The sequence below is a fragment of the Delftia sp. Cs1-4 genome (assembly GCF_000214395.1).
Classification (GTDB): domain Bacteria; phylum Pseudomonadota; class Gammaproteobacteria; order Burkholderiales; family Burkholderiaceae_C; genus Comamonas; species Comamonas acidovorans.
Genome location: NC_015563.1, coordinates 2,270,506 through 2,281,984 on the forward strand (window position 1 = coordinate 2,270,506; position 11,479 = coordinate 2,281,984).

At 67.3% G+C, this 11,479-nt stretch carries 11 protein-coding genes; 5 read left to right on the forward strand and 6 right to left on the reverse strand.

What is annotated here, in order from left to right:
• Positions 1–26: 26 nt before the first annotated feature.
• The 3 genes from DELCS14_RS10070 (at position 27) to DELCS14_RS10080 (ending at position 2,759) form a co-directional block, all read left to right on the forward strand.
• Positions 27–1,004, forward strand: coding sequence for a DUF808 domain-containing protein (locus DELCS14_RS10070; protein ID WP_012206642.1), 978 nt, complete (start codon positions 27–29; stop codon positions 1,002–1,004).
• A 307-nt stretch (positions 1,005–1,311) separates the two neighbouring features.
• On the forward strand, positions 1,312–1,920 hold the full coding sequence (locus DELCS14_RS10075; RefSeq protein ID WP_013801522.1) for a hypothetical protein: 609 nt from the start codon (positions 1,312–1,314) through the stop codon (positions 1,918–1,920).
• 32 nt (positions 1,921–1,952) lie between these two features.
• Positions 1,953–2,759 carry a hypothetical protein gene (locus tag DELCS14_RS10080; protein WP_013801523.1) on the forward strand — a complete coding sequence of 269 codons (807 nt, stop codon included), beginning with the start codon at positions 1,953–1,955 and terminating at the stop codon, positions 2,757–2,759.
• Positions 2,760–2,796: 37 nt separating this feature from the next.
• Here the strand turns inward: DELCS14_RS10080 and DELCS14_RS10085 are convergent, their stop codons facing one another.
• Positions 2,797–3,051: a hypothetical protein gene (locus tag DELCS14_RS10085; RefSeq protein WP_012206639.1), complete on the reverse strand. Its 255-nt coding sequence runs from the start codon at positions 3,049–3,051 to the stop codon at positions 2,797–2,799.
• A gap of 292 nt (positions 3,052–3,343) precedes the next feature.
• Between DELCS14_RS10085 and DELCS14_RS10090 the strand changes: the two genes are divergently transcribed.
• Positions 3,344–3,544 (forward strand): DNA polymerase beta-like region, encoded by a 201-nt coding sequence (locus DELCS14_RS10090; protein WP_013801524.1) that lies wholly within the window; start codon positions 3,344–3,346, stop codon positions 3,542–3,544.
• Between the two features lie 125 nt (positions 3,545–3,669).
• Here the strand turns inward: DELCS14_RS10090 and DELCS14_RS10095 are convergent, their stop codons facing one another.
• The 5 genes from DELCS14_RS10095 to DELCS14_RS10115 all read right to left on the reverse strand — a co-directional run bounded on the left by DELCS14_RS10095 (position 3,670) and on the right by DELCS14_RS10115 (position 10,335).
• On the reverse strand, positions 3,670–4,290 hold the full coding sequence (locus DELCS14_RS10095) for a glutathione S-transferase family protein (protein WP_013801525.1): 621 nt from the start codon (positions 4,288–4,290) through the stop codon (positions 3,670–3,672).
• Positions 4,291–4,407: 117 nt separating this feature from the next.
• On the reverse strand, positions 4,408–5,931 hold the full coding sequence (locus DELCS14_RS10100) for a hypothetical protein (RefSeq protein WP_013801526.1): 1,524 nt from the start codon (positions 5,929–5,931) through the stop codon (positions 4,408–4,410).
• 279 nt (positions 5,932–6,210) lie between these two features.
• Positions 6,211–8,682 carry a TonB-dependent siderophore receptor gene (locus DELCS14_RS10105; RefSeq protein ID WP_013801527.1) on the reverse strand — a complete coding sequence of 824 codons (2,472 nt, stop codon included), beginning with the start codon at positions 8,680–8,682 and terminating at the stop codon, positions 6,211–6,213.
• Positions 8,683–8,785: 103 nt separating this feature from the next.
• Positions 8,786–9,823, reverse strand: coding sequence for a FecR domain-containing protein (locus DELCS14_RS10110; protein WP_013801528.1), 1,038 nt, complete (start codon positions 9,821–9,823; stop codon positions 8,786–8,788).
• The gene (locus DELCS14_RS10115; protein WP_013801529.1) at positions 9,820–10,335 is read right to left on the reverse strand and encodes a sigma-70 family RNA polymerase sigma factor; all 516 of its coding nucleotides are present in this window, start codon (positions 10,333–10,335) and stop codon (positions 9,820–9,822) included. The genes DELCS14_RS10110 and DELCS14_RS10115 overlap by 4 nt, the downstream gene beginning before the upstream one ends.
• Before the next feature lie 230 nt (positions 10,336–10,565).
• Here DELCS14_RS10115 and DELCS14_RS10120 point away from each other — a divergent pair, with 230 nt between their 5' ends.
• Positions 10,566–11,180: an OmpW family protein gene (locus tag DELCS14_RS10120; RefSeq protein ID WP_013801530.1), complete on the forward strand. Its 615-nt coding sequence runs from the start codon at positions 10,566–10,568 to the stop codon at positions 11,178–11,180.
• Positions 11,181–11,479: the final 299 nt, after the last annotated feature.

An 11,479-nucleotide genomic window follows, 5' to 3' on the forward strand; every position in this document is an offset into this window, starting at 1 on the left:
CCCGAACAATTCACTGGAGTAATGCGATGGCTGGTGCTGGTTTGCTGATGCTGCTGGACGATATTGCAGCGATCCTAGACGACGTGGCCCTCATGACCAAGGTGGCGGCACGCAAGAGCGTGGCCATGGCCGACGATGTGTCCGTCATGACCAAGGTGGCCGCGCAGAAGACGGCCGGCGTGCTGGGCGATGACCTGGCCCTGAACGCCCAGCAGGTCACGGGCGTGCGGGCCGAGCGCGAGATTCCCGTGGTCTGGGCCGTGGCCAAGGGCTCGCTGATCAACAAGGCCATCCTGGTGCCTGCGGCGCTGCTGATCAGCGCCTTCATTCCCTGGGCTGTCACGCCGCTGCTCATGGTCGGCGGTGCCTTTCTGTGCTTTGAGGGTTGCGAGAAGCTGGCCCACAAATTCCTGCATTCGCCCGAGGAAGATGCCGTGGAGCGCGAGCGCCTGACCCAGGCCAATGCCGATGCGGGCGTCGATCTCGTCGCCATGGAAAAGGACAAGATCAAGGGCGCCGTGCGCACCGACTTCATCCTCTCGGCCGAGATCATCGCCATCACGCTGGGCACCGTGGCCTCGGCGCCGTTCGGGCAGCAGGTCGCCGTGCTGGCGGGCATTGCCCTCATCATGACCGTGGGCGTCTATGGCCTGGTGGCCGGCATCGTCAAGCTCGATGACCTGGGACTGTGGCTGGGCCAGCGTGCCAGCGCCGCGGCCCGCGCGCTGGGCCGGGGCATCGTCGCCGCCGCGCCCTGGCTGATGAAGGGGCTGTCCGTTGCGGGCACGGCCGCCATGTTCCTGGTGGGTGGCGGCATCCTCGTGCACGGCGTGCCTGCGCTGCACCACGCCGTGGAAGGCCTGGGCGAGGCCGTGGCCCAGGGCGCGCTGGGCGGCCTGTGGCGGGTGCTGGCGGTGAATGTGCTCAACGCGGTGGCCGGCATCGTGGCCGGTGCCATCGTGCTGGCGGCTGTCGAAGGCATCAAGCGTCTGCGCCGCCGCTGAGTCGCGGCAAACATCGCCGGCCGGCCCTGCAGCCGGCAAGGCACGCCACGGGGGCCGGACGGCCCCCGTTTGCATGGAATTTTCGCTTCGGCGCATCGCATTTGACTGTGGGCGCAAGCACATGCATTCCCCCTGGAACTCCGCAAGGCCAGGCGTCCTCCTGTCCCTTGGCGGCGGCGCAATGCGTTTGCGCCTGCCGGCCGCCGAGGCTTCGGGAGCGGCCCATTGCCGCAGCGGAGCCGTTGTCGGGACCGGGCGGCTGAATTCGCATCCGCACCGGTCCCTGGGTGTTCATCAGGGGGACTCCATGATTTCCAACCTCACCAAGGCCAGCGTGCTGCGGTCCGTCATCGCCGGCTGCACGCTCGCGCAAGCGGGCAGGGCCGAGAAACTCAGCACCGAGCGCGCGCGCACGGCGCTCAACCGCATCTGCGAGCTGCTGCATCTGCCCAACGACCTGGCCGCCATCCACGCGGAGCCGCAGCTGTACCTCGAATCCCTGGCCCACTTCGAGAGCCTGCCCCAGTTCGAGCTGCGCACGCCGCTGGTGGCCAAGCTCAAGCAGGTGCTGGGCCTGCGCTCGTCCAGGCAGCTGACGCCGGCCGTGCTCGCGCAGGTCAGCGCGTCACAGCTCATCAACCAGGGCGTCTCCATCATCGCCCTGGCCGATCTGCAGGAGTGGCTGCTCAAGCATGACCTGTCGCTGATGCATGGCCCGCCCATCACGGACATCGACTTCAGGGAGGCCAGAAAAGCCATTGCCTTGCTCGACGCCTTCGACTTCGACACCGAATCGCTGGAATGGCAAATGAATCACCTGGCCCGCAAGCGCGGCCGGGCCAGGAGCCGGCCTGCCCCGGCTGCCTGCGCAGTGGAATCCCTGCCTGCCGTCAGCACCACAGGGGCTGCGCCCTAATATCGGGGCTTCCCAACAAGGCCCGATACACCATGAAGCTCTCCTTGCTTGCTGCCGCGGCTGTGGCATTGCAACTGCTGGCGCCGGCGCCTGCCCTGGCGGCCGACGACATCGTGTTCAAGGACAGCGCCGGCCGCGTGCTCAGGCGCAGCGACCTGGACAAGGCCGATGGCCGCTTCAGCTGGGAGCTGCCCTCCGCCACACCCGTCAGCCAAGCCGCGCGCGATGCCCATGCCTTGGGCCGCGCTGCAGGGCAGAACGGCGATTACCGCACCGCCCTGGCACATTTCGAGACCGCCTCGAAGCTGGCGCCCCGCTGGCCCTATCCCGTCTACGACGCTGCATTCACCTACCTGCTGCAAAAGGACTTTGACGCGGCCTATCGGCATTACCGGCGCGTGGATGCACTGGCGCCCAGGGGCTTCTTCACCGCCAAGACGGCCGTGCACAGCCTGCGCATGGAGCGTGACGGCAAGCTCCCCCAAGGCACCTACCTGCGCTACCTTGCCCTGGAGTGGGAAACCGACCGCGACAAGGCGCGCCAGGCCGCGCTGGCCATGACCCGCGAGACGCCCGGCTTCGCTCCCGCCTGGAAGACCGCCGCCCATCTGGAGGACGACCCCGCAAAACGTCTCGCCCTGCTGGACAGCGGCCTGAAGGCCGGCCCCGATGCCGAGACCCGCGGCTTTCTGCTCCTGAACAAGGCCATGGTGCTGCGCGAACGCAACCAGATCCCCGAGGCCATGGTGATGCTGGGAGAGCTTGCGGTAGACCCGCAGTCTCCGCTGGATGTCGAGGCCCTGGCGCGGCACACGCTGGCGCAGTGGGCGCGGCCTTGAGGCTAGCACCTGCACCTTCACCCGCCCTGCAGCCCGCTCAGCGCAGGGCGAGCTCCACGGCTTCCGCAGACAGCCCGTAGGCCTCCACGAAGACCTCGATGCGGTCCTGCGTCTGCGCGTTCACAAACGTCTCCATACCCACGCTGTCCATCTCCCCTGACAGCATCTGGCCCGTATTCACGGGGCGGGTATCGAGCTGCTGCGCCAGCACGCAGCTGTCCTCTCCCTCCGGCTGCAGGCCGATGAGCCCCGTCTGGTTGTTGATGGCAATCACCCTGGCTTGTCTTTGCATGCTCCACCCTGTCGTCTGAATCCGTCGTTTCTGGAATGGCGAAAAGGCGCCGCCTTGTGCAACGCCCCTGCCTGTCCTGGCGACTGTAGGCAAGGCTTGGGGACGGCGGTAGAGGCCCGGGGCTTGGTGGACTGCCAAGGAAAATTTACGAATGGCTTTCGGAGATGCTGGGTTTTCTGTTGAATTTGGCGGATGTGCCGAGGCGGTTGCAAGGCGCTTTGACCCGGCGACCTGGAGCGGATGCAATAGACGCGGCATCTGCTGTGCGATGGCCATGCATGGCGAGGAATGCATGAAACCTTCCGAAGCGCTGGCTTTGAACCGTACCGGGATTCGCCATGTGGTCGAGTCCCACCGTGCGACCCTGATGGATGAGGCCGCCATTCAGGAGGAACTGCAGCGCCTGCTGGGCATGTCGGTCGATGGGCTGACGCCCAGTGCCTTGCCGGAGGCCTTCCGCAGCCAGGTGCTGGCCGAGGCGCTGCCGATGTGAGCAAGGCATTGCGCGCCAGCGTTCCTTCCTGATGAATCGGCAAGTGAACGGCATCTGCCGCAAACCTGCGATAGATACCTGACCCAAGCACCTTCATTGCGGGTATCGCGGGCAGCCTCCCCCTCTCAGTTCCCCAGCGCCCCGCGCACGGCAGCGCGCTCGCCCATGCGCTTGAAATGCGCCTGCACCTTGGGGAAGCCGGCGATGTCCACGCCGTCGCCTTCCAGCCAGCCGGCAATGGTGAACAGATAGGCGTCGGCCACGGAATAGTCCGAACCCAGCACCCAGGGGGCATCGCCCAGGTAATGGCGCTCGATCACGCCAAAGCATTCGGCCATGTTGGCTGCCACCTTGCGCTGCATGGAGGCAATGGCCGCTTCGTCATCGGCCCAGCGGCCTGCGCGGCGCCCGTGGGCGTGGGCCACGTGCACGGTGGAGGACAGGTAGCTGTGGAAATCCTGCATGTGGGCAAAGGCATACGCATCGTCGAGCGGGGCGAGCCGGGCCTCGGGGAAGCGGCGCGCAACGTAGGCCAGCAGGGCCGGCGTTTCGGTGAGCACGCCGCGCTCGGTCACCAGGGCGGGCACGCGGCCCTTGGGATTGATGGCCAGGTATTCAGGGCTGCGCTGCTCGCCCTTGGGGAAGTCGAGCTTGATGACTTCGTGCGGCGCATTGGCTTCGATCAGGGCGATGCGGGTGGCCAGGGCGCAGGTGCCGGGCGCGTAGTAGAGCTTGAGGGTGGTCATGAAAGAGACGGGTAGGGATGGGATACGTGCAGATTCTGCCGTCGGCGCCGATGGCCGGGCCGGCCCTCCAAGTTAGTGCGTATCGCACGGCCGTGCAAGCGGCATCTGCGTCTTTGCTTATGCCTGCTCGGCATTCCAACGCACGGTGCGTGCGGGCAGGTCAATGTGGATGGTGTGGCGGCCGCCGTCATGCAGTAGCAGGTCCAGCTTCCCGTCCTGGCCATCCACGAACGTGATGCCTTCAATCATGGGTGCGTCGATCAGGTCGTTGCAGTCGAGCGCGATCCAGGCATCGGTCTGCAGATCCAGCAGGCGCAGATTGGGGAAGTCGGGGTCCTCGCCATATTCGACGCAAGCCACCATGGCCCAGGGTCTGGAGACGGCCACGGCCGTGAGGGTGCTATCCGGGCTCTGCGCGCAGGCGCGCGCCTGCAGGGCATCGAGCAGCGTGGGCGCGTCGTCCAGCATGTGTGCGTAGGGAGACTCGGGTGGCACGGTGCGCACCGGCTGGGTGGCGGCCTTGGCGCTTTTGGCGCGTTTTGCGCGTTTGGCAGGCTCTGCCGTTTGGGTGCTGCGCCTGCGGCCCGCTGGCGGAAGGTGCTGGATTTTGCCGCCCGCAATGCCCAGAAAGACACCGCATTCGCTCACGCTCAGATGCCTGTAGTTGCGGCTGCTGCACGGGGTTTCCCAAAGCGGGGTGCCGGTGTCCGGGTCCACGGCGACAAGATAGGCCCGCTCCATGCCGTCCTCGTGCCTGTCCTGTATTCCATAGAGGACGCCGGCATGGCATTGCGGCGCGCTGACATGGGTAGGCGACAGGCACGGTCCGAAACGGTTGCTGCGAATGTCATAGCCATACATGCCCTGGCGTGCAAAGCAGAAATAGACCACGCCGTCACGATGTGCTGCCCGCTGGGCATGCACATGCCGGCGCTCATCGTCAGGTTGAACGGGAGGTGTGATGGCCAGGACTTCGCCGCTGCAAGGATGGATACGAAGCCAGGGTGCATCGATGTCCACGTGGTCTCTGCTGCCGGGGCCGAACACGGCCCACGCGCCTGCAATGGCGGGCGAGTACAGGTTGCGCGCACTGTCCACCCACAGCACATGCTCGGTGTGCCCGTCGGTTTCATGCCAGCGCCGCAGCTCCGAGCGCTCAGGGTGGACGATCCAGCCGTAGACCGCCCCCTCCAGCACAAACGCACCCTGCAGGCCCAGCGCCAGCGTGCTGCCCTGCCAGTTGCGACGGTCCAGCAGCAGATAGCGGCCCTCGGGACTGCTCTCCTCCATCGCGACGAGCCAGCGATGCGCGTCCAGCTCCACGGGAACGGGCCAATGCCTGGCCTGCATGCCCGGCACGGCATGGAAGTCGAACAGGCATTCGCCGGTGCGGGCATCAAGCACCTGGTCGCAGAGCATCAGGTGCCGCTCGTCCACGAACCACGACATGCCCTCGCTCTCGCGCATGCGGTGGTCCCAGAGCACGTTGCCGGTGGCCACATCAACGGCGCGCAGAAAGGACGTTGTGCTGTCCCCCTTGTTGCAGTACTCGTAGTAGAGCCGGCCATCGACCACGCTCATGGCGGTGTCGATGATGAAGATGCTCTTGTCTCCAATGGCCTGGGATTTGCCGTAGTGCATGCGCGCCTTTCAAAGACCTGATTGTCGCCAGCAGAGCGCGGTGTGGACTGGGCGAAATGTCAAGTCGATGGCGTCGTGCGCGCCTGAACCAATGCAGCTGCGGCGGCGCAACGCCATCCGATCCAGGCGAGCAGGTCCGCGATGCGCTGTGCCGGATGGAAGCTGCACCGAGCGTGCTGCAGATGCATGCCGAGTGGGCTGTCTGTTGCTGTCCGCCAGGCGTTGTTCCAAGAGCGGGGCCTGCATTGCTCCCGCCCTGGCGGGCAGCAATGGAGGCACTTAGAACCGATAGGCCGCAGCCACACGCACCTCACGCCCGAAGCCCAGCGCGCAGAATTGCGCGCCGCCACGGAAGGTGTTGCATTGCGTGCGGTACTGCCTGCCGGTGAGGTTGCTGAGGTTGACCGAGAAGCGCCACGGGCCGGTGGTGTAGGCGGCCATGGCGTCCCACAGCGTGTAGGCGTCGTTCATGGGGGTCTTCACGCCGTCCATGGGCAGCTCGCCAGGCGTGGCGCTGATGTGGCGCAGGCCCAGGCCCAGCTCCAGGGCGCCGCGCTGGTACTTGCCCCACAGCGATGCGGCATGGCGCGGCGTGGCGCCGGGGCGCGCGCCGATCTCGATGGCGTTGTTGCTGCGCGTGACCCTGGAGTCGAGGTAGGTATAGGCCGCAATGGCCGAGAAGCCGCCGCCGATCTCGCCCTGGGCCTGCAGCTCCAGCCCCCGGTTGCGCACTTCGCCGGTCTGCACGTCGAAGCGAGGGTTCAGTGTGGATGGCGTGCGCACATTGCGCTTGCGCAGGTCGAACACGGCGGCGCTGAGCGTGTAGCCGGCCGATGGAGGCGCGTAGCGCAGGCCGGCCTCGAACTGGCGCGCGGTCTCGGGCTCGTAGGGCCTGCCGTTGGCGTCGGTGGCCGTGACCGTGGTCAGCGGCGGCTGGAAGGAGTTGTTGAAGGACACATAGGGAGCCAGGCCGCTGGGCGCCAGGTAGATCAGGCCCAGCCGCCCGGTGACGGCGCTGTCGGTGCGGCGCACGGTGGTGATGGCGAAGGGCGCGGTGGCTGCGGCGCGCGCGTCGTAGTCGGTGTCTATGCGTGCGCTGTCGCGGCGCAGGCCGGCGCTGAGCACCCAGCGCTCGCCGAACTTGATCTGGTCCTGCACGTACAGGCCTGCCTGGTGCGTGCGGGCCAGCGCGCGGTCGCTGAGGTAGTTGTCATTCCAGTTCGGCGCGATGTGGATGGGGTTGACCAGGTCCAGCGGCGCCACGGCGCCGTTGAGCGAGTAGATGCGCCAGTCGAGCCTGGAGCGGTAGTAGTCGAAGCCCACGGCCCACTGGTGCGAGACGGCACCCGTCCGGTGGCGCCCTTCGATCTGCGTGTCCATGACCCAGGTCTGTTCGGCGTCGGGCCGCACCATGGCCAGGCGTGCCATGTCGCGCTGGTCGGCCGTCAGGCCCCGGTTGCGCATCTCGCGCCGGTCGTTGCGGCCGTCCAGGTAGCGCAGGTTGTTGCGCAGCGTGAGCTGGTCGTTCAGGCGGTGCTCCAGCAGCCAGCCCACGCTGGCATTGCGCTTGTGGTGGCCAGATCCCGGTCCGCTGACGTTGATGTCCCTGGCCGACCAGCCTGCAGGCGTCTGGCGGTAGTAGGGGATGACGAAGCCGGTTTCGTCCTCCTGGTACTGCGCCAGCAGGGTGAGGCTGGTGCGCTCGCCCAAAAGTGTGAGGGACGGGGCGATGTAGCTGCGATCGGCGCGCAGGCCATTCCACTGCGTGCCCGATTCGCGCTTGAGCACGGTCAGCCGGGCCAGTGCCGTGCCCTGTTCATTGATGGCGCCACCGATGTCGGCCGTGAGCTGGCGCCGGTCGTGGCTGCCGAATTCCACGCCCACTTCGCGCTGCATGCCGGCGCGCGGGCGCTTGGTGACGGCATTGATCAGGCCACCGGGCGCGGACTGGCCGTACAGCACCGAGGCCGGGCCGTGCACGACTTCCAGCCGCTCCAGCCCATATGGCTCCAGGTTGGTCATGAAGCCGTTGTGGACCATGCGCATGCCGTCGCGGTACAGGCCCGTGCCGGTCAGATAGAAACCGCGCACGGCCACGTCGTCATCGGTGACGCCGTAGTCCATGGGACGCACGCCCGCGCTGTAGCGCACGGCCTCGGCCACGCTGGAGATGGCCTGGTCGCGGATCTGGGCCTCGCCGATGATGCTGACCTGCTGCGGCGTCTCCAGCAGCGGCACATCCATCTTCATGGCCGAGGCGCTGCGGCGCGGCGCGTAGCCGGGCACGGCGCCCCAGGCGCTTTCATGCTCGGCATCGGCCAGCACGTTCACGGTGGGCAGTGCATGCTCGGCCGCGGCCCCGGGCCGCGCACGGTGCACGGCCCAGCCGCCTTCGGCCGTGCGCGTGGCCTGCAGCTGGTGCGGGGCGAGCAGGGCGGCAAGTCCTTCTTGCACGCCGCGCGTGCCGCTCAGCGCCGCCGACTGTCGGCCCTGGACCAGGGCTGGATCGAACGAGAGGGTGATGCCTGCCTGGCGCGCAAGGCTGTGCAGGCTGGTCTCCAGATCACCGGCCGGCAGGTCGAACCGGATGGACCTGGCATCCGGGGCGGAGCTCGGGCTCTGGGCCAGAGCGGTCGCTGGCAGGCCCAGCGTGATCAACAGGCCCAGCGCCAAGGCCTGCGTGGCCAGGGCCGTGGGGCGTGTGCAGGAGGGCGGATGGGCAGCGTGGCGGGTACTGGGCAGGCTGGGCATGGAGGCAGTCCTTGAGAAGCGGCAAAGGAAAAAGCGATGTCTTTGCTCCTATGCCGAACGGGCGGTGTGAAACCCGTAATGACTGCCTGAAAAAAATTCCGGATCAGGCTTTGACCAGGCGCATGGCGCTGTGGGCACCGCTGGCCGCACCTTGTCCGCGCTCCACACGCACAGGCAGCGTGCGGGCAATGGCGGCCAGCGCACGACCCGCCGGATCCGGCCCGTCCAGCTGGAATACGCCTGAAACATGCAGGGCAGCCACGTCGTCGGCGCATTCCATGGGAATGCCGGTCTGGCGTGACAGCTCGGTCATGAAGGCGTCCAGGCGCATGCGGCGGGCGACCAGTACGCCGTCGGTCCATGCGTCGGGCACCAGGCCTTCGTCGGGCAGGCGCACAGGGCGGTGCTGGCCGGCGTGCAGCACATGGGTTTCGCCGGAGGTGGCGACGATGGCGTCCAGGGAGCCTGGCGCAGTGCCGTCCAGCGCCCTGACATGGATGGCCACGCGGCCCTCGGTGACGTACAGGCGCGTGGCCGTGTCCGGATGTTTTTCGTGGCGCACGCCGAAGCTGGTGCCCAGGGCCTCGAAGCGGGCCAGCGGCGTTTCCACCCAGAAGGAGCGTCGGCCCGCGAGGGAGCGCGGGTCGCTGCCGGTGTCGATGAAGATCTCGCCGCGTGCCAGGCGGACCACGCGGCGCAGCAAGGTGAAATCCACCTGCACCAGTGTGTCCGGTGCCAGGTGCAGGCGGCTGCCGTCGGCCAGCAGGGTGCTGCGGCGCTCACCGATGGCCGTGCCCAGCGCGATCTGCTCGCGCGGTGCAGCCCAACGCCATGCCATGGATCCCAGCAGCAGGGCCGCGGGGCCCAGGAACAGCAGCCGCTGCAGGCTTGCGCGCCGGCCTCGCGCCGGACCTGGGCCAGCGGACCGCAGCACGCCGTGGGCCAGTCCCGCCTGGCCGGCGGGCAGGGCGAACTGGGCCTCCACCGCCTGGACCTGTTGCCAGGCCTGTTCGTGCGCGGCGTGGCTGCTGCGCCATGCCTGGCAGGCGGCGCGGTCGGCATCGGTGGCCGTGCCGGAGGCCAGCCGCACGGCCCAGGCAATGGCCTGTTCCAGCGCCTGGGGGGCCTGGTCCGTGCTCACGCCGTCAGTTCCTTGCGCAGGGCAAGGCAGTGGCGTATGGCGGTGGCCATGTATTTCTCGACGGAGCTCAGGCACACGCCCAGCTGCAGGGCGATTTCCGGGTAGCTCAGGCCTTCCAGGCGAGAGAGCAGAAAGGCGCTGCGGGCCTTGGGCGGCAGGCCGGCCAGCAGGTTGTCCATGCGCACCAGGGATTCGATCAGCAGATGGCGCTCCTCGGCCGAGGGCGCCAGCGGCTCGGGCAGGCTGGCGATGGCGTCCAGGCAGGCGCGCTCCAGCGCGGCGCGGCGGGTGTGGTCCACGACCAGGCCGTGGGCGATGGTGGTGAGCCAGGCGCGCGGCTCGCGCACGCCATGCAGGGACTGGGGCTTGCCCAGCACGCGAACGAAGGTGTCCTGGGCCAGGTCTGCCGCATCGCAGGGATTGCCCAGCCTGCGCCTGAGCCAGCCCACCAGCCAGCCGTGGTGGTCGCTGTAGAGCAGGGCGATGTCGGGGTGCGAAGGCGCGGCGGCCATGGAGCGGGTTCCTGGGAATGCGGATTTGATAATGATTCGCATTCTATTTGAGCAATGGCTGCAGCCTGCCCGCAACTGGCCCGCCGCGCAATGCGTTGCATGCATCCAACGCGATCCGGCCATGCGGGGCTGCGCACCTTCGGGTTTGAGCTAGGACAAGATCGGCCACGTCCGCCCCTGATGCAATACAGCTACGGGATTTGCCCCGGGCTACTCCAAGACTCTCCATCATGAAAAGAACTCTGCTCGCCGTTGCTGCCGTTTGCGCCCTGTCGTCGGGTGCCGCGTTTGCGCAGCAGGCCGAAGGCCCCTGGATGGTGCGCGTGCGCGCCGTGAATCTGGACAGCGCCAACAAGGACAGCACGGGTCTGGGTCTGTCGATCAACAACAAGTGGATGCCCGAACTGGACGTGTCCTACTTCTTCACGCCCAACATCGCGGCCGAGCTGGTGCTGACCTACCCGCAAAAGCACGACCTGCGTGCCAACGGCCTGGGCCAGATCGGCAGCCTCAAGCACCTGCCGCCCACGCTGCTGGCGCAATACCACTTCACCAATTTCGGCGCCTTCAAGCCCTACGTCGGCGCCGGTGTGAACTACACCCGCTTTTCGAGCGTGAGCTTCAACCCTGCCGTGCAGGCCGCGCTGAACCCCTCGATCAAGAAGAACAGTTTCGGCGGCGCGCTGCAGATCGGTTTCGACTACGCGCTGGACAAGAACTGGTCGCTGAATTTCGACGTGAAGAAGGTCTTCATTGAAACGGACGTGAGCTCCGCCGGCACCAAGGTGGGCACCTTCAAGGTGAACCCGGTGCTGGTCGGTGTGGGACTGGGCTATCGCTTCTGATCTCCGGATCATGAGTGAGGCACGCGCTGCTTCATCCGGCAGCGCGTAGTGAGGCAAGGATGGGTACTTGGTCCGGTATGCCGTTCGCGGCATACCGGATTTTTTTCGTCCGAACCGGCGCTTTCGCCTGCTGCGGACGTGCTGCGGCGCACCACCTGACAGGTCACGAAAAAATCACGCGCGGGGGAAACTGTCCTACCCGCATGCCATGGGCAGGCGCCTAGGCTGGTGCCTCGGCCTGCCGGTGCGAGTCTTGCGAGGCTCGCTTGCCGTTTGCAGGCGTCAGTCACCATTGGCTG